This is a genomic window from Sphingomonas parva (ex Maeng et al. 2020) (assembly GCF_004564275.1).
Classification (GTDB): domain Bacteria; phylum Pseudomonadota; class Alphaproteobacteria; order Sphingomonadales; family Sphingomonadaceae; genus Allosphingosinicella; species Allosphingosinicella parva.
This window is the reverse complement of sequence record NZ_SPDV01000001.1, coordinates 177,650-197,562: the sequence shown is the minus strand read 5'-3', so window position 1 is coordinate 197,562 and position 19,913 is coordinate 177,650. Positions and strand designations below refer to the sequence as shown.

20 protein-coding genes are annotated in these 19,913 nt (G+C 67.6%); 13 read left to right on the top strand and 7 right to left on the bottom strand.

Annotated elements, in window-relative coordinates; genetic code table 11:
* Positions 1 to 129 precede the first annotated feature (129 nt).
* From E2493_RS00905 to E2493_RS00885, 5 genes are all read left to right on the top strand, one after another.
* Positions 130 to 2,601 (top strand): beta strand repeat-containing protein, encoded by a 2,472-nt coding sequence (locus E2493_RS00905; RefSeq protein ID WP_167737323.1) that lies wholly within the window; start codon positions 130 to 132, stop codon positions 2,599 to 2,601.
* A gap of 312 nt (positions 2,602 to 2,913) precedes the next feature.
* Positions 2,914 to 3,885: a glycosyltransferase family 2 protein gene (locus E2493_RS00900; RefSeq protein ID WP_167737322.1), complete on the top strand. Its 972-nt coding sequence runs from the start codon at positions 2,914 to 2,916 to the stop codon at positions 3,883 to 3,885.
* Positions 3,882 to 5,186 (top strand): glycosyltransferase, encoded by a 1,305-nt coding sequence (locus tag E2493_RS00895; protein WP_167737321.1) that lies wholly within the window; start codon positions 3,882 to 3,884, stop codon positions 5,184 to 5,186. Before E2493_RS00900 ends, E2493_RS00895 begins: the two co-directional genes overlap by 4 nt.
* Before the next feature lie 304 nt (positions 5,187 to 5,490).
* A complete protein-coding gene (locus tag E2493_RS21665; RefSeq protein ID WP_135082763.1) occupies positions 5,491 to 5,898 on the top strand; it encodes a hypothetical protein in 408 nt (135 codons plus the stop codon).
* Positions 5,886 to 6,851 carry a sulfotransferase gene (locus tag E2493_RS00885; RefSeq protein WP_135082761.1) on the top strand — a complete coding sequence of 322 codons (966 nt, stop codon included), beginning with the start codon at positions 5,886 to 5,888 and terminating at the stop codon, positions 6,849 to 6,851. Before E2493_RS21665 ends, E2493_RS00885 begins: the two co-directional genes overlap by 13 nt.
* 34 nt (positions 6,852 to 6,885) lie before the next feature.
* On the opposite strand, the gene E2493_RS00880 is transcribed toward E2493_RS00885, so the two are convergent.
* On the bottom strand, positions 6,886 to 7,278 hold the full coding sequence (locus tag E2493_RS00880) for a hypothetical protein (protein ID WP_135082759.1): 393 nt from the start codon (positions 7,276 to 7,278) through the stop codon (positions 6,886 to 6,888).
* A 154-nt stretch (positions 7,279 to 7,432) separates the two neighbouring features.
* Between E2493_RS00880 and E2493_RS00875 the strand changes: the two genes are divergently transcribed.
* On the top strand, positions 7,433 to 7,834 hold the full coding sequence (locus tag E2493_RS00875) for a plastocyanin/azurin family copper-binding protein (RefSeq protein WP_135082757.1): 402 nt from the start codon (positions 7,433 to 7,435) through the stop codon (positions 7,832 to 7,834).
* A gap of 37 nt (positions 7,835 to 7,871) precedes the next feature.
* On the opposite strand, the gene E2493_RS00870 is transcribed toward E2493_RS00875, so the two are convergent.
* Positions 7,872 to 9,257, bottom strand: a complete 1,386-nt coding sequence (locus E2493_RS00870; protein WP_135082755.1) for a M20/M25/M40 family metallo-hydrolase — start codon at positions 9,255 to 9,257, stop codon at positions 7,872 to 7,874.
* A gap of 155 nt (positions 9,258 to 9,412) precedes the next feature.
* On the opposite strand from E2493_RS00870, the gene ettA reads away from it, so the two are divergent.
* The 3 genes from ettA (at position 9,413) to E2493_RS00855 (ending at position 12,475) form a co-directional block, all read left to right on the top strand.
* The gene (gene ettA / locus E2493_RS00865) at positions 9,413 to 11,092 is read left to right on the top strand and encodes an energy-dependent translational throttle protein EttA (RefSeq protein WP_135082752.1); all 1,680 of its coding nucleotides are present in this window, start codon (positions 9,413 to 9,415) and stop codon (positions 11,090 to 11,092) included.
* Between the two features lie 113 nt (positions 11,093 to 11,205).
* Entirely contained in the window at positions 11,206 to 11,727 is a 522-nt protein-coding gene (locus tag E2493_RS00860) for a ferritin-like domain-containing protein (protein ID WP_135082750.1), read from the top strand.
* Between the two features lie 88 nt (positions 11,728 to 11,815).
* Positions 11,816 to 12,475 (top strand): J domain-containing protein, encoded by a 660-nt coding sequence (locus E2493_RS00855; protein ID WP_167737319.1) that lies wholly within the window; start codon positions 11,816 to 11,818, stop codon positions 12,473 to 12,475.
* Positions 12,476 to 12,548: 73 nt separating this feature from the next.
* Here the strand turns inward: E2493_RS00855 and E2493_RS00850 are convergent, their stop codons facing one another.
* Positions 12,549 to 12,890, bottom strand: a complete 342-nt coding sequence (locus tag E2493_RS00850) for a hypothetical protein (protein ID WP_135082746.1) — start codon at positions 12,888 to 12,890, stop codon at positions 12,549 to 12,551.
* 106 nt (positions 12,891 to 12,996) lie between these two features.
* On the opposite strand from E2493_RS00850, the gene E2493_RS00845 reads away from it, so the two are divergent.
* Entirely contained in the window at positions 12,997 to 14,418 is a 1,422-nt protein-coding gene (locus E2493_RS00845; protein WP_404828281.1) for an amino acid permease, read from the top strand.
* Positions 14,419 to 14,434: 16 nt separating this feature from the next.
* Here E2493_RS00845 and E2493_RS00840 read toward each other — a convergent pair whose 3' ends face one another.
* Complete coding sequence (locus tag E2493_RS00840) at positions 14,435 to 15,073, bottom strand: carbonic anhydrase (protein ID WP_135082744.1); 639 nt, start codon at positions 15,071 to 15,073, stop codon at positions 14,435 to 14,437.
* A gap of 78 nt (positions 15,074 to 15,151) precedes the next feature.
* On the opposite strand from E2493_RS00840, the gene lipA reads away from it, so the two are divergent.
* Both lipA and E2493_RS00830 read left to right on the top strand, forming a co-directional pair.
* Entirely contained in the window at positions 15,152 to 16,102 is a 951-nt protein-coding gene (gene lipA, locus E2493_RS00835; protein WP_191992945.1) for a lipoyl synthase, read from the top strand.
* Between the two features lie 8 nt (positions 16,103 to 16,110).
* Positions 16,111 to 16,608: a type II toxin-antitoxin system RatA family toxin gene (locus E2493_RS00830; RefSeq protein WP_135082742.1), complete on the top strand. Its 498-nt coding sequence runs from the start codon at positions 16,111 to 16,113 to the stop codon at positions 16,606 to 16,608.
* On the opposite strand, the gene E2493_RS00825 is transcribed toward E2493_RS00830, so the two are convergent.
* Genes E2493_RS00825 through E2493_RS00815 form a run of 3 tightly spaced genes read right to left on the bottom strand, consistent with a single transcriptional unit; the run spans position 16,533 to position 18,759 of the window.
* Complete coding sequence (locus E2493_RS00825) at positions 16,533 to 17,081, bottom strand: CinA family protein (RefSeq protein WP_135082740.1); 549 nt, start codon at positions 17,079 to 17,081, stop codon at positions 16,533 to 16,535. The two genes, E2493_RS00830 and E2493_RS00825, sit on opposite strands and share 76 nt — an antisense overlap.
* A complete protein-coding gene (locus tag E2493_RS00820; RefSeq protein ID WP_135082738.1) occupies positions 17,078 to 17,584 on the bottom strand; it encodes a hypothetical protein in 507 nt (168 codons plus the stop codon). Before E2493_RS00820 ends, E2493_RS00825 begins: the two co-directional genes overlap by 4 nt.
* On the bottom strand, positions 17,581 to 18,759 hold the full coding sequence (locus tag E2493_RS00815; RefSeq protein ID WP_135082736.1) for a bifunctional 2-C-methyl-D-erythritol 4-phosphate cytidylyltransferase/2-C-methyl-D-erythritol 2,4-cyclodiphosphate synthase: 1,179 nt from the start codon (positions 18,757 to 18,759) through the stop codon (positions 17,581 to 17,583). Before E2493_RS00815 ends, E2493_RS00820 begins: the two co-directional genes overlap by 4 nt.
* A gap of 65 nt (positions 18,760 to 18,824) precedes the next feature.
* Here E2493_RS00815 and dusB point away from each other — a divergent pair, with 65 nt between their 5' ends.
* A complete protein-coding gene (gene dusB, locus E2493_RS00810; RefSeq protein WP_135082734.1) occupies positions 18,825 to 19,823 on the top strand; it encodes a tRNA dihydrouridine synthase DusB in 999 nt (332 codons plus the stop codon).
* Positions 19,824 to 19,913 lie beyond the last annotated feature (90 nt).

Genomic DNA, 19,913 nt, shown 5'->3' with positions numbered 1-19,913 from the left:
TCCTCCAAGCCGAGTCTGTGCCATGATATTTCCTTCCGTGGTCATGCCTGAGTCTTCCTCCGCCGGATGCGTCCCGCCCCGGTGGCGACCGGCGCTGTGGCGGAGCGCCTTCTGGAAAGGGTGAGCTCCATGGCAATCACGATCGATCTCTCCACCCTCGGTGGCGGCACCTACACGATCGAGGACGACGGCACGCCGGGTAACGGTACCTCGGTGGTGCGCGATCCGCTCGGCAACATCATCCAGACCTTCATGCACCCGGCCGACCAGGTCCGCGTGATCAGCAAGCTGGGACAGAACATCAACATCAACATCACCGACTCGCTGACCACTGCGGACTTCATCGTCGGCAGCCTGACGGTTCCGTCCGAGAATCCTGACATCATCCAGATCGGCGGGGTGCTGACCTCCGGAGTCGTCACGCTCGCCGCGCGGCTCCAGATCAACGAATGGGGCAGCGACGGCGCGACCGACATCGTCGCCGGCAAACTCTATCTGGATGCCGCCACCGGCATCGGCGTCGGCGGCAACGCGATCGAGACCCAGGTCTCGCTGCTCGAGGCGGAGAGCATCACCGGCGGCATTCGGCTCAGCAACATCAACGACGTCACACTCGGCGGCGGCGGCGGCACGTCCGACCTGCGCGGCCTCTGGACCGGATCGTCGGGCGACATCGTCTTCACCAACCAGGGCGCGATCCTGCTCAGCGACCAGGACGGCGTCGAATCGGCGCGGAGCGGCGGCAACATGACGCTGATCGCGATCGGCGCCGCGGCCGACATCAGCAGCAACGTCAATCGCGACGCGCTGCTCGCAGTCGGCAACATCGCGCTGAGCACCGGCCGCGACGTGCTGTTCGGCACTGTCGGCGCCGATTTCGACAACGACGTCAGGGCGGGCGGCAGCATCAACATCACCGCCGGACGCGACTTCCACATCGACGGCTTCTCCGACATGGCCTCCGACGATCAGGGCCTTGCCAGCAACGGCGGGGTCACGATCACCGCGGGGCGCGACATCCTGATCGAGGACGACAATGGGGTCGATGCAAGCGTCGGCGTGAGCGCGGTCGCGAGCACGGGCGCCGTGGTGCTGACGAGCGGGGCGGGCGGCACGCTCAGCCTCGCGGCGAACTCCAGCTCCGCGCTGTTCGCGGGCGCCGGCGGTGTCGTGGTCAACGCGGATCGGATCCTGATCGAGAACGATTCCGGGATCAACGTCTCGAGCGGCGGCAGCGCGCGCCTGACCGGCGCCTCGTTCGGCCGCGCGATCGACATCGGCAGCGCGACCGACGGCGTGACCGCGCTCGAGCTCTCCGACGCCGAGCTCGACCGCGTCGTCGCCTCCACCCTCACGATCGGCGGGGCGAACTCCGGGCTGGCCCGCGTGGTCGGCGCCCTGACCCACACCAACAACAATCTCGCGATCGAGAGCGGGCTGGACAACGTGCTGGTCCAGGCGGACATCACCACCCCACAGACGCTGACCCTCCGCGCCGCCGGAGACGTCACCCAATCGGCGGCGTCATTCATCACCACTGGGACGTTGCGCGCCTATGTCGACACGCCCGATACGGACGGTCCGGGAGGGACGAACTCCTTCCTCGGCGCGCTCGCCCTGACGGCGGCCGATATCTGGGGCAATGCCGACGCCGACACGCTGAACGGCACGGCGGTCGGCGACACGGTGATGGCCGGCGGCGGCGCCGACTTCGTCTGGGCCCAGCTGGGCGGCAACGACGGCGTCTGGGGCGAGGCCGGCGACGACCGCGCCTATTTCGGGGCGGCGTGGACCCTCGCCGACAGCTTCGACGGCGGCAGCGGCACCGACGTCCTGATTTTGCAGGGCAATTACAACCTGGCCGGTGATCTCGGCGTCATCACGGCCATCGAGAAGATCCGGCTGATCAGCGGCAGCCAGATCGAGTTCGGCGACCTTGCCGGCAATACCTACACCTACTCGATGACCAGCCACGACAATGACGTAGCCGCCGGCCAGCGATTGGTCGTGGAAGGGATCACCCTAGGCGCATCCGAGGTGCTCTTCTTCGACGGAACGGCCGAGACCGACGGCTACTTCCAGGTGCTCGGCGGTGCGGCGAACGACATCCTGTTCGGAGGCGCTGGAGACGATCATCTGCTCGGCTATGGCGGCAACGATGTCCTCAACGGCGGCAATGGCGCGGACCGGCTCCGCGGCTTCGCCGGCGCCGATACGCTCACCGGCGGCGCAGGGAACGACCTCTTCGTCTATGGGGCGGCGAACGAATCGAGCAGCACGCTGTTCGACACGCTCATCGGCTTCGATCCATCCGGAGACATGATCGACTTGCCGGGCGCGGTGACCGGATGGACCGGTAACATCACCTCCGGTCATCTCACCTCGAGCAACTTCGACACCCTGCTCGCTGCCGCGGTGAACGCCGCGCTGCAGCCCAACTCCGCGGTTCTCTTCACTCCGACCTCGGGCGATTATAACGGTCGGATGTTCGCCGTGGTCGATGCCAATGGCGATGGGAATTACACTGCGAACGCGGACTTCGTATTCGAATTCGTCAGTCCAGCCAGTGCTTTGAACGCGAGTAGCGCATACTTCATCTGAAGACCCCGTTGCTCGGCCTGAGAGTCGTTCAACGCAGGCGAGTGTTGAGGCCCGACTTGAAGGTCGGGCGGAGCAAAGATGCGCGGAACGCAAGACGTTCCGCGCCGCTTCCGCATGTACCGTGCGCAGCTGTGCAGACCATGCCATCCGGAAAGATCCCGGTGTGGAAGTCTTGCGCGATGTCAAAATCTTGCGGCAACATCTTGCGGAACCCGGTCCAATGTAGAACAATCATTGCGCATGCCGGAAGGGGCGCATGCCGCGTGTGATCTCTTTGATGTCGTGGTCGTATCGCCAGGAGGCGGCGCGACGATGAAGAAAGTGAGCATTGTCATACCGACGCGCAATCGCGCAGAGCTTCTGCCGGCGACGCTGGAAAGCGCTTTTGCCGCGGCGTCGGATGCGGAGATCATCGTCGTCGACGATGCCTCCACGGATGACACGGAGGCGGTTTGCCGCGGCACCCCTGGGCTGACCTACATCCGCCTTCGCGAGCAGAAGGGCACCTCGACCGCACGCAACGAGGCGATCAGAGCGAGCGCGGCCGAGTTCGTCGCATTCCTCGACGACGATGACCTGCGCCTCCCCGGGAGCATCGACCGGCAACTCGCGATCCTCGACCGTGCTGGAGAATCGGCCCTGATCTGCGGACGTGCCTTCATCGGGGAGCCGCAATACAGCCTTCCGACCGGCTGGCTGGTGCCTGATCAGGGTGTCGTCGGGGACGCGTTCTGGCAGCTGCTCGAAGCCAATTTCATCGTGGTCTCCACCGTCGTCGCACGACGGCGCGTCCTGCTCGACTGCGGCCTGTTCGATCCCGAACTGCCGACGCTCGAGGATTATGACCTTTGGGTCCGCCTCGCGGAGAAGTACCGGTTCGAATATCTCGACGAGCCGGTGGCCGTCTATCGCGCCCGATCCGACGTATCCGGGCAAAAGACATCGGATCGTGCGGTCCATGATCAAATCCACAAGGACCTTCATCGCCGGCTGCTCGCGCTGCCGCGCGCGGCCGAAGCACCTGCACGCTGGCGGCGACGGGTCCACCGCAAGCACATGGCGATCATCTACGATTCGCTCGTCTACGACGCGGCCAGATCGCTGTTGACGGGCAATGTGGAGGCCGCGCGATCCTGGTTGATCGCGGCGATGCGGATGAAGCCATGGCATCCGAAGGCGCCGGGGTCGCTCCTTTGGCTGCATCTGCGAAAGAAGCATCTGCAGTACGAACCGAGCCGCGTGCCGACGGTACCGGTAATGAGCATCGAGAGGCGTCTCGGATGAGGATCGCCCTGTGCAAGGCCCGCTTCGCCGGCCCGGTCAGCGGAGCCGACGAAACCCTCGTGACCTATGCGAGCCGGCTCTGCGCCGCCGGGCACGACGTGGAGGTCGTCACGCTCTTTCCCTATTCGACGCGCGATCCTTATTTCCGGCGCCTGCGGCGAGCCGGCGTCCCCGTGCGGACGATCGTCGAGCGGGCATGGCTCTTCTCTCTGCTGCAATCGGTCCGCGCGGCGGCCACCCACGCCCTGTTCGTCTTCGTTCTTCTCTACAGCTTCGCGAGCCACATGCGCGGCCTGTGGACGTCGATCCTGCACTTCGTCTCACGCCTCTATCTGCACAGATGCATCCGCTTCTTCACCGCGAACCGCTATGACGTGGTGCACATCCTGACGCCCGATTCCGGAACTCCGGTCTTGATCCGGGCGTGCCACGCACAAGGCATACGCACCCTCTACCAGGAACTGGGCTCGCCGCTCCATCCGGAGGCCGACCGCCATTATCGGCGACTGGCACGTGTGATCCCGCTGTGCACGTCGGTTGTCGCGCTGTCGCCGAAGCTCGCGGAGCAATGGGCCGAAAGGTTCCGACACCCCGGCGGGATCGGCGTGCTGCCGTTGCTGTGCGAGCGCCCCGCAGCCTGGCCGATACCGAGGCGGCCGATGCCCTTCGACGTAGTGTTCGGCTTCTCCGGCAGGCTGGAACCGTTGAAGGGCACGCTTGCCCTTCTCGCCGCCTTCGCCCGCCTGGGGCCCAGTCATGCGCGCCCGTTTCTGCGCATCGCGGGCGAGGGACCGGAAGCCTACAAGGCGCGACGTCTCAGCTCAGATCTCGGGATAGCCGATGCCTGCGACTATGTCGGAAGATACAACTCGCTCGAGGGACGGAGCGCCTTCTTCGGCACCCTGGACGTTTTCGTCCTGCCCACCCGCACGGAAGGCACCCCGAACAGCATCATCGAGGCGATGGCGGCGGGAATTCCCGTCATCGCGTCGGGCGTGGGCGGTATCCCGGACATGCTGTCTCCGGACACGGGGATCATCGTACCTCCAGGCGATCAGGATGCGCTCGTCGCGGCGATGCGCCGGCTGGGCCAGGATTCCGCCCTGCGAGAGCGGCTCGGCGCGGCGGCACGCCGCCGGTACGAGCGGCTGTTCGGCCCGGACGCCGTGCTTCCGATGCTGATCGAGCGCTACCACGCGGTCATCGCCGCAGAGCCGCAGGCGGCCAAGCTCGGGATCATACCGGGAAGCCATCCGTGGAGCGCCACCGGTCCCGCGATGTCCCGTGCGGCATCCGCCTGACGCCGTCGGCGGGCGCGCTGCCGTCATTTCCCGGCTGATCGCGAGCGTCACGAACGTCATTCTCGCCGGAACCCCCAAGTTCGTCATCGTCGGCACCGGCCGTTGCGGGACCGCACATGTCGCGCGCCGACTGACCGACATCGGGATCGCCTGCTCCCACGAGGGCTATTTCACGCCGGAAGGCCCTCGGCTGCGAAATCCCGGACGTCCGTTCAAGGCCCGTGGCGACGCCTCCTGGCTCGCGGTTCCCTTCCTGGAGCCGGGCACCGTTCCGATCATCCACCTTGTCCGGAGACCGTCGAGCGTGATCCGGTCCTTCCACAATATCGGTTTCTTCGACATCGCCTTCCGCCCCTGGCATCGCCGCTTCATCGCCTTCGCGGAACGGTATTTCGACGTCGGCTCCGATCCCTTCGATGCGTGCGTGCGGTGGTATCTGGACTGGAATGCACGTTGCGAGGCGCTGGGCGCGTATCGCGTCCCAATCGAGAAGATCGAGGCGGAGATGCCCCGGATTCTGCGCCACATCGGGGCCGTCGCCGAGCGTCAGGGACCGGCTCCTTCAGCGACCTACAACAAGCGGCCGTCGGTCTACTCGGCACCGCCCAGCCGAGAGGCGTTCGCGCAGCAATTGCAGGAGCATCCCTGTGCCGCGGCGCTGGCCAGCATGAGCGCGCGCTACGGCTATGGGAGCGAACCATGGCGCGATTGACCGTTCGCCGCCTTCTCGAACGTTACCGCCTCAGTCCGGTCTGGTGGGCGAACCTGGGGCCATTCAGTGCGTTCATCGCGAAGCGGAGCGTGCCGCAGCTGCAGCCGCTGCTGATCGTCTCCCACCCTCGGAGCGGCTCGACGTGGGTCGGCCGCACGCTCGGACGCTCCGCCTCTGCGCTCTACCTGCACGAGCCGCTGACACTCTCCCACCTTCAGCGCGACCCGGGGTCACCGGTCTTCGCCTTCGCGGCCGGATTGCCGCCGCCACTCTATGCCGGCGCCGCCTCCGCGGCGGCGATCGCGCTGCCTGCGTTTCCGCCGAATATCGTCAGCTCTCCGAGCCAGTGGACGCTGACCGGGCGCTGCCGCAAGCGGCTCGTGGTCAAGGAGGTCAACCCGCTGAGCATCGGCTGGCTGGCACGACTGCTGAGTGCCCGTGTCGTCTACCTGGTCCGGCATCCTGCCGGCGTCGCGGCGAGCTTCGCGAGGATGGGCTGGCTGGAGGACTTGGGCCCCGTAGGCCTCGAGCGTCGCTTCGGCAGGAGAAAGGCCGCCGAATTGCAGGCCGACCCGCGACTCCGCTCCGTGTGGCACAGGATGGGTGCCGTACAGGCCCTCGTGCACAGGCAGGCTGCCGACCAGCTGGCGACAGTCGCCTCGTCGACGGTGGTGCAGTACGAAGATCTATGCACGACCCCTCAATCGGGTTTCCGATCGCTCTGTGAATTCGCGGGGCTTGCGTGGGACTCTGCGATCGAGGAGACGGTCGCGCGCGATTGCTTCGTCGCCGATCACGAGCCCCGCGACTCCTACGGCGTCGTGCGCAACAGTCGCCAGATGAGGGCGGCGTGGCGGCAGGATCTGGGACAGGCCGAGCTGCGCGACCTACGAGAAGGGTATCAAGCCATCGGCGCCCCATTCTACGCTGCCGACCATTGGTGGGAGCCGTGATCATCGGCCGCCCTGCTCGCGAGCGGCCCCCGGATCACTCCGCCCGGCGGTAGGGGACGAACTCGCCGAGGAAGACGACGCCCGTCTGCACCCGCGACGCCGTGTCGTAGAGCTGCACCGTATCGATGCTGCAGAGCTGGCTGGAATGGAGCTTGGTGACGAGAGTGTCCCAGGCATCGAGCGAGCCGGCGCCTGCCCGCGGGCGATTGAGATAGAGGGTGCTGCCGGCGTCGTAGAGAATGCCGGTATCCTCGATGATCCGGGTCGACCGCACCTGGCGCAGGTTGATGCACTTGACCGGCTCGCCCGCGACCCGGCCTTCGAGTGCCCTGGAGAGCTTGGCCTCGGCATCGGCAGGGGAGGCGGCCTGGGCGGGGCTCGTGGCGGCGATCAGGCCGCCGAGGCCGATAGCGATGAGCTTCCGCATGAGATGTTCCTTCAGGAAAATGGCTCTTCGAGCCACATAGCCGAGGGCGGATGAACCGGGGCTGTCCGCGGGGCTACAGACCGGCACCCAATGTGCGGCTTGGAGGCTGCGGCAATGGGGCGTAGCCTGTCCGGCAACACTGGAGGTCGCCGCCATGACCAGATCCGAGTCCCTGATGCTCGCCTCGCTCGCCTTGACCTTTCCGGCAGCAACGCTGGCCGGGCAGCCGGACTGGAGCCATCCGATGCCGGTCCATGTCGATCTTTCGAGCTTCAAGTTCGCGCCGGCGACGATCCGGCTGAAGGCCGGGCAGCCCGTGCTGCTCCACCTCGTCAATGCGAGCTCGGGCGGACATGACTTCACCGCCAAGGACTTCTTCGCGGCCGCGAGCGTCCGCTCGAGCGACGCGGCGAAGATCTCCAAGGGGTCGATCGAGGTGGCCGGCCACCAGAGCGCGGAGGTGGCGCTGGTGCCAAAGGCGGGACGCTATTCGCTGCGCTGCAGCCACGCCTTCCACAGCACATTGGGCATGAAAGGCACGATCCTGGTGCAGTAAAGGCCGCAGCGCATCGGCGCCGCGGCCTCCGCCGTCTTCAGCGCGCCGGTGTCCGAGCGATCTCCTCCCGCGCATCGGCGACGACGGACAGCATCGCGGTCCAGGCGGCGACGTTCTGGCGGAGCTGCTCCGGATCGATCTTGTCGAGCGTGTCGTCGGGCGTGTGGTGATAATCGAAATAGCGGGTGCCGTCCTGCTGCAGATCGACCCCGGCGACGCCGGCCCGCACCCAATCGCCGAGGTCGGCGCCGCCGCTGGCGGGCTGGGTGCTGCGCGAGATGCCGAGCGGCGCGAGCACCGCGGCCACCCGATCCGAGAGCGCTGCGTTGGCCGGAGCGAAGCCCGGGTCCATCCGCCAGACGCGATCGGCGCCGAAATCGGATTCGGAGACGAACACGATCTTCTCCTTGGCGTGGGCGGTGCGATAGGCGTCGGAGCCGTTGCCGCCGACTTCCTCGGCGCCGAACCAGACCACCCGGATCGTGCGGCGCGGCCGTCCCGCGTCCATGATCCGCTTGGCGGCCGCCGCCGTGATCGCGACTCCCGCCGCATTGTCGATGGCGCCGGTGCCGAGATCCCAGCTATCGAGATGGCCGCCGATCAGGATGATGCCCGCGTCGGGATCGGTGCCGCGCACCTCGGCGACGACGTTGCCGCCCTGCTGCACGCCGATGTTCCGAGGGGTGAGGGTGAGCCGCATCGTGATCGGCTTGCCGCGCTTCAGCATCCGCTCGAGCTGCTCGGCGTCGGGGACGCTCAGCGCTCCGGCGGGGATCGGCTGCACGCCTTGGGCCCACATCTGCACGCCCGTGTGGGGATTGCGGTGATGATCGGTGCCGATCGAGCGGATGACGATGGCGGCGGCGCCCTTGCGGCTTGCGACCGAGGGGCCGGTGCGGCGCACCGCGCCGAAATAGCCGTATTGGGAACCGTCCTGGGTCGGGCTCATCGCATGGGTGACGAAGACGATTTTGCCGCGGACGGCGGAATCGGGCGCGGCCTCGAGCTCGGCCAGGCTGGCGAAGCCGACGACTTCGGCGCTGAGGCCGGCGGCCGGGGTCGCGGCGCTGTTGCCGAGGGCGGTGACGGCGAGCTTCTGCGGGAAGGGCGAGACGATCTCGGCCCGCTCTTCGCCGCGCACCCAGACGGGCATGTCGTAGGTCTCGATATGGACGTTGGAGAAGCCGAGGCTCTTCAGCTTGCGGACGCCCCATTCCCGCGCACGGGCCTCGGCCTCGGTGCCGGCGAGGCGCGGCCCGACCTCGGTGGTGAGGCCTTCGACGATGTCCCAGGCGACATCGTCCTCCAGCGCCGCTTCGCGCAGGCGCTCGGCCTGGCCGGCGACACGCTGCGCCGGAGCGGCGGCGGAGATGCTGAGGCTGAGGAGGGGGAGGGCGGCGGCGAGGAGGAGCTGCTTCTTCATGGCGGCTGCGATAGCCACTCCCGCGGCCGGGGGACAAGGCGAAAAGCGGTCGCGCGCCGGCCGGAACGGTGCGCACGCCGTTTGCCATTCCGCCCGGAAGACACTAGGTAGGCGGCGAATTTCCCCGCCAGAATCTTTCGGAGACGAGCGCCGCCATGGCAGCACAGTACAGCTTCGTCATGAAGAACATGACCAAGACCTTCCCGGGCGCGCCCAAGCCCGTGCTCAACAACATCAACCTGCAATTCTATCCGGACGCGAAGATCGCGATCATCGGCCCGAACGGCTCGGGCAAGTCGACCCTGATGAAGATCATGGCCGGCCGCGACACCGAGTTTCAGGGCGAGGCCTGGCCGGGCGAGGGGATCCGGGTCGGTTATCTGGAGCAGGAGCCGCAGCTCGACCCGAGCAAGACGGTGAAAGAGAACGTCATGGACGGCGTTCGGCCGATCGCCGACATGATGGATCGCTTCAACGAGATCTCGACGATCATGGCCGATCCGCCGGCCGACGCCGATTTCGACGCGCTGATGACCGAGATGGGCGAGCTCCAGGAGAAGATCGATGCCGTCGACGGGTGGACGCTCGACAATCAGCTCGAGATCGCGATGGACGCGCTGCGCTGCCCGCCGGGCGATGCCTCGGTGGAGAATCTGTCGGGCGGCGAGCGGCGCCGGGTGGCGCTGACCCGGCTGCTGCTCGAGAAGCCCGAGATCCTGCTGCTCGACGAGCCGACCAACCACCTCGACGCCGAGAGCGTCCAGTGGCTCGAGAAGCATTTGGTCGATTACGCCGGCAACGTCATCCTCGTCACCCACGACCGCTATTTCCTCGACAATGTCGTGAACTGGGTGCTCGAGCTCGATCGCGGCCGCTATTACATCTACGAGAGCAATTACTCGGGCTCTCTCGAGAAAAAGGCCAAGCGCCTCGAGCAGGAGGAGCGCGAGGAGGAAGGCCGCCAGAAAGCGATTCAGGAGGAGCTCGACTGGATCCGGCGTACGCCCAAGGCCCGCCAGTCCAAGTCCAAGGCGCGTATCCGCGCGTTCGACGAGCTGGTGGAGGCGCAGGAGAATCGCTCGCCGACCAAGGCGCAGATCCTCATCCAGGTCCCGGAACGGCTCGGCGGCACGGTGATCGAGGCGAAGGGCCTGACCAAGGCTTATGGCGACAAATTGCTGTTCGAAAATCTGGAATTCTCGCTTCCGCCGGGCGGCATCGTCGGCGTGATCGGCCCGAACGGCGCCGGCAAATCGACCCTGTTCAAGCTGATCACCGGCCAGGAGCAGCCGGACGCGGGCACGATCCGCATCGGCGAGACCGTCCATCTCGGCTATGTCGACCAGAGCCGCGACGCGCTCGATCCCAAGAAGAACGTCTGGGAGGAAGTCTCGGGCGGGCTCGACATCTTCAAGCTCGGCAAGCACGAGGTCGCGACCCGCGCCTATGTCGGCGCGTTCAACTTTCGCGGCTCCGATCAGCAGAAGAAGGTCGGCCAGCTCTCCGGCGGTGAGCGCAACCGCGTCCACATGGCGAAGATGCTGAAGGATGGCGGCAACGTCCTTTTGCTCGACGAGCCGACCAACGACCTCGACGTCGAGACCCTGCGCGCGCTCGAGGATGCGCTGGAGAATTTCGCCGGCTGCGCCGTGGTGATCAGCCACGACCGCTTCTTCCTCGATCGCCTGGCGACCCACATCCTGGCGTTCGAGGGCGACAGCCACGTCGAATGGTTCGAAGGCAATTTCGAAGCCTATGAGGAGGACAAGCGCCGTCGCATGGGCCCGGAAGCGGACCGGCCGCACCGGATGACCTATCGCAAGCTGACCCGCTGAGCCGGGCCGGGGCACGCCGATCGCGTGCCCCGCCCGCTGCGCACCCGGTGCGTGTCGCGGGATCGGGAACGTCCCGGCGGTGTTGAACTCGACGCATCTTGCGGAGTGTCGACATGGCCAGCACGTCTTCCAGCCACGTCCGGATGATCTTCGTCACCGGGCTCCAGAACGTTCACGCCGTCGAGCAGCAGGCGCTCTCGCTTCTCGACCGCCAGCTCGACCGGCTCGTGCATTACCCGGAGATCTCCGAGCGGCTGCGGGCGCACCGGATCGAAACCGAGAGTCAGATCCGACGCCTCGACGACATCCTCGCTTCCCTCGGCGAGCAGGGATCGAGCCTGAAGGACATGGCCTTGTCCTTTCTCGGCAATCTTGCCGCGATGGGGCACGTCATGGCGGCGGACGAAGTGCTCAAGAACCACTTCGTCAACGCCGCTTTCGAGAATTACGAGATCGCGAGCTACACCTCGCTGATCGCGCTGGGCGAGGCCGGATCCTTCCCCACCGCGACGGCCCTGCTGCGCGAGACGCTGCAGGAGGAGATCGCGATGGCGGCCTGGGTCCAGGACAGCCTGCCGGACCTCACTCGCAAATATGTCTCGCGTCGCGCAAGCGGCGTCTCCGCGGGTCATTGACCGGCATGGTTTGGCCGGCACCCGACGGAGGCTGGCCGGTGCGCACAAGAGGCTGGCACTTGGCCGAATTCTGCGGCAGAAAGAACTGATGGCCGCGCACCGCAGTCTCTACAACATCCTCAACGTCTCGCCCGATGCCGAGCCGGTGGTGATCGAGGCAGCCTATCGCGCGCTGATGAAGAAGTACCATCCCGACCAGGGAGGCGGGGATCACGCCGCCGATGCCGCCGAGATCAACGCCGCGTTCGCGACTCTTCGCGAGCCCGAGCGCCGCGCGGCCTACGACCGGCGGGAGTGGGAGCGGCAGCAGGAAATGCTGCTCGCGCGCTACGCACCGGCGGAGATCGCCCAGCACCACACCGGGATCTTCGGCTGGACCGGCTGGGCGACCGCGGCGGTGCTCGGCGGCGTAATGCTGGTCACCGTCGGACCCAGCAAGCAGGCCTCACCCGCCTTGCAGGCGGCCGTGCAGACCGCCGCAGCGGAGATCGGCGCGCCGACGCCCGGGTTCGGCGCCGACGAGGCGGAGGAGATCTTCTTCACCCCTGCGGCGGTCGTGCGCAACGAAGCGCCAGCGCCTGTAGCCGAGGCGCCGGCAGCTGTCGCACTGCCGCCGGCCGGTGCAACGCAGCGCCCGGCGCAGACCGGCTCGGCCGCGACGAAGCCGCACCGTTCGAAACGGCCGACCCAGCGGAGCGCCCCCAGTGAGGAGCGCGAGTTCCTGGAGCGTCAGGGCTACATCTACTGACCCGGCGCCGTGCGGCGCGGAACAGGCATTTCGGCCAGGCCCGGCGTGCGGGGGAGCGAGCCCGTGCGGGGTGTCAGCTGCGCGGCCTGGTGCAGGGAACCCGGCATGGTCCCGGCGGTGCCTTGGGCTGCGCCTCGGCCTCAGTCCGCGGCCCGGTGCCCTCGATCGCCTGCTCGACTCGTGCGGCTAGATCCTTGTGGCTGCGCTGATAGCCCATCGCCTCGAGGCAATCGTAGGCGTTGTAGAGGGCGGCGACCGGATCCATCCAATATTTGCGGCTCGCGTGATCGGTGCACTGGTCGATATCGACCTGCATCTCCGCCACGCTCTTCGTCGGGTGCGTGACCTGCGCCGTGCAGCCCGCGAGAACGGCCATCATCAGAAGCGCCGGCAGCTTCATCGTCGTCCTCTCCATCGCGCCGTTGTGGCACCCAAAGGCGCGGCTTTGCAACCGCCGCACCTTCACAAAGGCACGCGCCCGTGGTTGAGTCGCCGCAACGAATGAGGGGAGAGGGAGCGGGGTGAAGAACTGGAACGCGAAAAAGGCGGTGCTCGCCGATGACGAGCTCGCGCCCGAGCACCGCCTGACGCGCAGCCTCGGCTGGCCGCACCTCGTCGCCCTCGGCGTCGGGGCGATCGTCGGCACCGGCATTCTCACCCTGATCGGCGTGGGCGCCGACAAGGCCGGTCCATCGGTGATCCTCTCCTTCGCGATCGCGGGCCTGATCTGCGCCTGCGCCGCGCTCGCTTATGCCGAGATGGCGACGATGATCCCGGCGTCCGGCAGCGCCTACACCTATTCCTACGTCGTGATTGGCGAGCTGATCGCCTGGATCGTCGGCTGGAGCCTGATTCTCGAATATTCGCTGGTGGTGAGCGCGGTCGCCGTCGGCTGGTCCGGCTATGCCTCGGGCTTCCTCTCCGGAACTGCCTTCGCCATCCCCGATGTCCTCGCCAACGGACCCGAACTCGGCGGCCTCGTCAATCTCCCCGCCGTGTTCATCATCGCCGTCGTCGCCGGGCTGCTCATCTACGGCACGCGCGAGAGCGCGACGCTCAATGCCCTGCTGGTGGTGGTGAAGGTCATCGCCCTGATCGTCTTCGTCGCGGTGACCCTGCCGTATTTCGATCCGGCCAATTTCGATCCGTTCATGCCCCACGGCTTCCCGAAGCAGGTGTCGCCCGACGGTGTCGAGCGCGGCGTGATGGCGGCTGCCGCGATCATCTTCTTCGCTTTCTACGGCTTCGACGCGATCGCGACCGCGGCAGAGGAGGCGCGCAATCCGGGCCGAGACCTCGCGATCGGCATCGTCGGCTCAATGCTGGCGTGCGTGCTCATCTACATGGCGGTCGCCGCGGCCGCGATCGGCGCCATTTCCTACACCCGCTTCGCCAACAGCCCCGAGCCGCTGGCGCTGATCCTGCGCGAGCTCGGCCAGATTGGGGCGGCGCGCTATCTCGCCGCCTCCGCGGTGATCGCCCTGCCGACCGTGATCCTCGCCTTCTTCTACGGTCAGAGCCGGATCTTCTTCGTGATGGCCCGCGACCGGCTGCTGCCGGCCGGCCTTGCCCGTGTCTCGAAACGCGGCACGCCGGTGCGGATCACCCTGTTCACGGCGGTGATCGTCGGGCTGATCGCCGGCATCTTCCCGCTCGCCGAAATCGCCGCGCTGGCCAACGCCGGGACGCTGGCGGCATTCGTCGCCGTCTCGGTCTGCATGCTGATCATGCGCAGGCGCGCGCCCGACGCACCGCGCAAGTTCCGCACGCCGCTGCCGTGGGTGGTCGGTCTCGGCGCGATCGGAGGATGTCTGTACCTGTTCGCGAGCCTCCCCGCGAAGACCCAGCTCTATTTCCTGCTCTGGAACGCCGGCGGTATCGTCTTCTACCTGCTCTACGGCGCCCGGAGGAGTGTCGCCGGGGCAGGCGCCCCGGCGCGGTGAGGGGTCGCCGAGGCGGTCAGGCCGCGGAGAAGCGCCCGCTTTCCTCGTCGAGCAGATAGAGGATGCCGTCGCTGATCGCGAAGAAGGCGCCGCGCAGCTTCAGGCGGCCGTCCGCCTCGCGCTCGCTGACCCAAGGGACGGTGCGCAAATTGTCGAGCGACACCTTCACGCCTTCCATCTCCATCGCCTGGAAGGCCTTGCGGTCGAGCTCGCCGCCGTGCTCTTGCCGCACCCGGTCCCGGGCGGGCTCGAGGAGCTGGATCCAGTCGGCGATATAATGGCCGGCGCCATGCGGGGCGTCGTCGAACTGGCCGGTGAGGGCCGCCGCGCAGCCGCCGCAGAAGCCGTGACCCATCACGATCACTTCCTCGACCTGCAGCTGGGTGACGGCGAACTCGAGCGCGGCCGAGACGCCGTGGTGACAGCCGCCCAGCTCCATCGGCGGGACGAGGGCGGCGACGTTGCGGACCACGAACATCTCGCCCGGTCGCGCATCGAAGATCTGCGCGGGATCGACCCGGCTGTCGGAGCAGGCGATCACCATCACCTTGGGGCTCTGGCCGACGGCGAGCTCCGACCAGCGGTCGCGTTCGCGACTCCAGCCGGTACCCCGGAATCGCCTGTAGCCATCGATCAGCGCGTCGAAGTCGGTCATGGTCTCTCCTCTCGCCGCGCGACTAGCCGGGGGAGGGAAGGGGTGGCAAGTGGCCGTCGCACTCGCTATCTGCGCGCCATGACCGACGCCGCCTCGCCCATCGCCTCCCCCTTGCCGCTCGCGCCGAAGGCCGAGGGCCGCCAGCGCAAGCCCGACTGGATACGGGTGAAGGCGCCGACCAGCGTCGGCTTCTCCGAGACGCGCAAGCTGATGCGCAGCCTCAACCTCGCGACCGTCTGCGAGGAAGCGGCCTGTCCGAACATCGGCGAGTGCTGGACCAAGAAGCACGCCACGGTGATGATCCTCGGCGACACCTGCACGCGGGCCTGCGCCTTCTGCAACGTGAAGACCGGCATGCCGCGGGCGGTGGATCCGCTCGAGCCGGAGCATGTCGCCACCGCGGCCGCCGAGCTCGGGCTCGAGCACATCGTCATCACCTCGGTCGACCGCGACGATCTTCCGGACGGCGGCGCGAAGCAGTTCGTGCGGGTGATCGAGGCGCTCCGGCGAAATACGCCGTCGACCACGATCGAGATCCTGACGCCCGATTTCCGCAACAAGCCCGAGGCCTCGGTCGAGGCGATCGTCGCGGCGCGGCCGGACGTCTACAACCACAATCTCGAGACCGTCCCGCGCCTCTACCCGACCATCCGCCCCGGCGCGCGTTATTACGCGTCGCTGCGCCTGCTCGAGAGCGTCAAGCGGCACGATCCGACGATCTTCACCAAGTCAGGGCTGATGACGGGGCTGGGCGAGCAGAGGCTCGAGGTGCACCAGGTGATGGACGACATGCGCTCCGCCGATGTCGATTTCCTGACCATGGGCCAGTATCTCCAGCCGACCCCGCGCCATGCGAAGGTGGAGGAGTTCGTCACGCCCCAGGCGTTCGCGGCCTATGCGGCCATCGCCCGCGCCAAGGGCTTCCTGCTGGTCGCCGCTTCGCCGCTCACCCGGTCGAGCTATCATGCGGGCGACGACTTCGCGAAGATGAAGGCGGCGCGCGAAGCAAAGCTGGCCGCGGGGCGTTAAACCCGGCGATGCCGCGCCATACCGAAACCCGACACCTTCCCTATCGGCCGGACCAGATGTTCGATCTGGTGGCCGACGTGAAGCGCTACCCCGAATTCCTGCCCTGGGTCGCGGCGACGCGGATCCGGAGCGACAGCGAGACGATGATGGTCGCCGACCTGGTCGTCGGCTTCAAGGCGATCAAGGAGAGCTTCACCTCCCGCGTCCACAAGCAGCGCCCAAGCGAGATCAAGATCGACTATGTCGAGGGTCCGCTGAAGTACCTCCACAACAACTGGCATTTCACCCCGGACGCGGACGGCGGGACGAAGATCGACTTCTGCGTCGATTTCGCCTTCCGCTCGCGGCTCTTCGAGAGCCTCGCCGGTCAGATGTTCGATCGGGCGTTGCGGCGGATGATCGGCGCGTTCGAGGAGCGCGCCCACAATCTCTACGGGGCGGGCGGAGAGGAATCGGCCGCCGGGGAGACCGGCATCAGCAGCTCGAGCGCGCAGAGCGCCGCCTGAAGGCGGATGCCGCCGCGGCCGAGGTCGCCGAACTGCCGCGTATCGGCGATGATCTCTTTGGGATCGGCACCGCGCCGCGCACGGGCGAAAACCACCGTTCCGACCGGTTTGCGGTCGCTTCCGCCGCCCGGGCCGGCGATGCCGGTGATGGCGACGGCGGAATCCGCCCGGCTGCGCTGGAGCGCGCCCTGCGCCATTGCCCAGGCGGTGGCGATCGACACCGCTCCGAACGTGTCGAGCACGTCCTCGCTGACACCGAGAAGGTCCATCTTCGCTTCGTTCGAATAGGTGACGAAACCGGCCTCGAAGACGTCCGAGGCGCCCGGGATCTCGGTCAGCGCGGCGGCGGCGAGGCCGCCGGTGCAGCTCTCCGCGAGGGCGATGCGCTTGCCGCGGGCGCGATTGGCGTCGATCACCCTGCGCGCCGCCTCGAGCAGCTGCGGCGGCAACACGAAGTCCTGGGGATCGCTCATATCTCCTGGGCCGCACAGATCTGGAACGGCGGCTTCTTGCCGCGGCGCATTCCCTCCCGGAACAGGACGCCGAGCAGCCCGACCAGGTTCTCGGCCGGCAGCGGCGCGAGCAGGGAGGCGACCTCGTCGATCCGCGAGCAATCCCCCGGCGTCACCTTGGTGACGAGCTGCGCGCGGAGCATGTCGTTGAGCATGCTGCCGAGCGTCTCCCCGCTGACGCCCTTCGGGAGCTTGGTGCCGCTGAGGCGCGCAAGCGCCGCGACCGCCGTCGGCTCGTGCCGCGCCCGGTCACGCGCGACGCCGTCCGCCATGCGCCGCGCGCCGTTCAGGAGGTAGGCATCGGAGGGCAGGTGCGCGGCACAGCGGTCCGCGGCGCCGTAGACCACGGACGGGAGGACGAAGAGCGCCATCGACTTGAACTCGGCGTCCGTCACGCACGGAGGCTCGGCGGCGGCGGCAGTGGTCGCATTGGCCACCAGTGCAAGAGCGATGATCGACTTCAAGAGAGTTCCTCCGGCAGGCTCACGGTCGCGACGGCCTGCGCCGCTATGCCTTCGCCCCGTCCGGTGAAGCCCAGCCGCTCGGTCGTCGTGGCCTTGATGCTAGTCCGCGCGAGCGGCACCCGCAACAAGGCTGCGAGCGAGGCGCGCATCGCGTCGCGCCAGGGACCGATCTTCGGTGCCTCGCAGATGATCGTGACGTCGACATGGTCGATCCGCCCGCCGCGCGCGGCGACCAGGCCGCAGGCATGCTCGACGAAGCGCGACGAGGCCGCGCCGCGCCATTGCGGGTCGGACGGGGGAAAGTGCTGACCGATGTCGCCCTCGCCGATCGCGCCGAGCAGCGCGTCGGTGACCGCGTGAAGGACCACGTCGGCATCGCTATGGCCCTTCAGCGCCTTGCCGTGCGGGATCCGGATTCCGCCCATCCAAATCCCATCGCCGGGGGCGAAGGCATGAACGTCGAACCCCAGGCCGGTCCGGCTGACCATCGCCCGGGCGCTTCCGGTTTCGGCCCGCACGAAATCCTCCTCATAGGTCAGCTTCTCGAGCGCCCGGTCACCGGGGACCGTTTCGATCGCGACGCCGGCCGCGCGGGCGATCTGGGCATCGTCGGTGGCGGCGCCGCCGGTCCAGCGGCGGTGCGCAGCGAGAATATCGGAGAAGCGAAAGGCTTGGGGAGTCTGCACCCGCACCAGCCCGTCGCGGGAGACCGTCTCTCCAAGAAAGGCGTCCGCCCGCGCGAGCGTGTCGACCACGGGGAGCACCGGCACTGCGCCGCCCGACCGATCGGCCGCGGCGGCGACGCTTTCGATGATGTGCGCCGGCAGGAAGGGGCGGGCCGCGTCGTGGATCAGGACGATCTCGCACCCGCCCTCGGCAGCGATCGCCTCAAGGCCGTTGCGGACCGAGACGTACCGCTCGGCGCCGCCCTCGATCGGAGCCGGAAGCGCAAGCGCGCCGGCCGCTTCCTCGAACAAGGCTCGCTGTCCCGGCCCGATGACTACCCGGATCTCGCCGATCAGCGGGTGGCGCATACGCTCCACGGCGTGGGCGAGCAGCGTCTTCCCCGCCACCTTGCGATATTGCTTCGGTACGACGCCGCCGGCGCGCGACCCGCTTCCGGCCGCCACCAGCAATGCGACAATCCTCGGCGGCGTCTCGGTTCCAGAACTCATCGACGGGTGACTAGCCGAGGCAAACCTTGCCCGCCAGCGCCTTTGCCACTATCTCGCGGGCTCCCATGCCGAAGCTGTCGCCCATCTCGATCGGTCCCGTGCGGATCGAAACGCCGGTCATCCTGGCGCCCCTGACGGGCGTCACCGACCGGCCGTTTCGCAAGATGGTGAAGCGCTACGGCGCCGGCCTCACCGTCACCGAGATGATCGCCAGCCAGGCGATGATCCGCGAGACCCGCCAGTCGCTGCAGAAGGCCGCCTGGGATCCGATCGAGGATCCGGTCTCGATGCAGCTTGCCGGCTGCTCGCCGGCAGAGATGGCGGAAGCGGCGAAGCTCAACGAGGACCGCGGCGCCGCGATCATCGACATCAACATGGGCTGCCCGGTCAAGAAGGTGGTCAATGGCGAGGCCGGATCGGCGCTGATGCGCGACTTGAAGCTTGCCGCGTCGATCATCGAGGCGACCGTCAAGGCGGTGAAGGTGCCGGTGACGCTGAAGATGCGGATGGGGTGGGATCATTCCAGCCTCAACGCGCCCGAGCTCGCCCGCATCGCAGAGGACCTCGGCGTCAGGATGATCACCGTCCACGGCCGAACCCGCAACCAGCTCTACAAGGGCGCGGCGGATTGGGCCTTCGTGCGCCGGGTGAAGGATGCCGTCTCGCTCCCGGTGATCGTCAACGGCGACATCTGCACCGTCGAGGACGTGGAGGGCGCGCTGGCGCTGTCCGGCGCCGATGGGGTGATGATCGGCCGCGGCACCTACGGGCGGCCGTGGCTGCTCCGCCAGGTGATGCACTGGCTCGAGACCGGGGAGCGTCTCGCCGATCCGTCGGTCGACGAGCAGTTCGATGTGATCTGCGAGCAGTATCGCGAGATGCAGGAGCATTACGGGCCGGTGATCGGCGTCAACGTCGCGCGCAAGCACATCGGCTGGTACACGCGAGGCTTCCACGGTTCGGCCGAATTCCGGAACGCCTTCAACAAGGAGGCCGATCCGAAGAAGGCCCTGGCCATGCTCGGCGAATTCTACGCGCCCTGGCTCAGCAAGGCGGCCGCCTGACCGACCGCAGCGGCCAACGCGTGCACAGGCGCGGCGGAGCGAGTCCGAAGCACGCATATACTGTGTTCTTTTTGCCACATTGTTGTGTTA

Excerpts from the sequence above, each read along its gene's own strand:
- E2493_RS00905 (WP_167737323.1), top strand. The coding sequence starts at position 130 with ATGGCAATCACGATCGATCTCTCCACCCTCGGTGGCGGCACCTACACG.
- E2493_RS00900 (WP_167737322.1), top strand. The coding sequence starts at position 2,914 with ATGAAGAAAGTGAGCATTGTCATACCGACGCGCAATCGCGCAGAGCTT.
- E2493_RS00895 (WP_167737321.1), top strand. The coding sequence starts at position 3,882 with ATGAGGATCGCCCTGTGCAAGGCCCGCTTCGCCGGCCCGGTCAGCGGA.
- E2493_RS00885 (WP_135082761.1), top strand. The coding sequence starts at position 5,886 with ATGGCGCGATTGACCGTTCGCCGCCTTCTCGAACGTTACCGCCTCAGT.
- E2493_RS00880 (WP_135082759.1), bottom strand. The coding sequence starts at position 7,278 with ATGCGGAAGCTCATCGCTATCGGCCTCGGCGGCCTGATCGCCGCCACG.
- E2493_RS00875 (WP_135082757.1), top strand. The coding sequence starts at position 7,433 with ATGACCAGATCCGAGTCCCTGATGCTCGCCTCGCTCGCCTTGACCTTT.
- E2493_RS00870 (WP_135082755.1), bottom strand. The coding sequence starts at position 9,257 with ATGAAGAAGCAGCTCCTCCTCGCCGCCGCCCTCCCCCTCCTCAGCCTC.
- ettA (WP_135082752.1), top strand. The coding sequence starts at position 9,413 with ATGGCAGCACAGTACAGCTTCGTCATGAAGAACATGACCAAGACCTTC.
- E2493_RS00860 (WP_135082750.1), top strand. The coding sequence starts at position 11,206 with ATGGCCAGCACGTCTTCCAGCCACGTCCGGATGATCTTCGTCACCGGG.
- E2493_RS00855 (WP_167737319.1), top strand. The coding sequence starts at position 11,816 with ATGGCCGCGCACCGCAGTCTCTACAACATCCTCAACGTCTCGCCCGAT.
- E2493_RS00850 (WP_135082746.1), bottom strand. The coding sequence starts at position 12,890 with ATGGAGAGGACGACGATGAAGCTGCCGGCGCTTCTGATGATGGCCGTT.
- E2493_RS00840 (WP_135082744.1), bottom strand. The coding sequence starts at position 15,073 with ATGACCGACTTCGACGCGCTGATCGATGGCTACAGGCGATTCCGGGGT.
- lipA (WP_191992945.1), top strand. The coding sequence starts at position 15,152 with ATGACCGACGCCGCCTCGCCCATCGCCTCCCCCTTGCCGCTCGCGCCG.
- E2493_RS00830 (WP_135082742.1), top strand. The coding sequence starts at position 16,111 with ATGCCGCGCCATACCGAAACCCGACACCTTCCCTATCGGCCGGACCAG.
- E2493_RS00825 (WP_135082740.1), bottom strand. The coding sequence starts at position 17,081 with ATGAGCGATCCCCAGGACTTCGTGTTGCCGCCGCAGCTGCTCGAGGCG.
- E2493_RS00815 (WP_135082736.1), bottom strand. The coding sequence starts at position 18,759 with ATGAGTTCTGGAACCGAGACGCCGCCGAGGATTGTCGCATTGCTGGTG.
- dusB (WP_135082734.1), top strand. The coding sequence starts at position 18,825 with ATGCCGAAGCTGTCGCCCATCTCGATCGGTCCCGTGCGGATCGAAACG.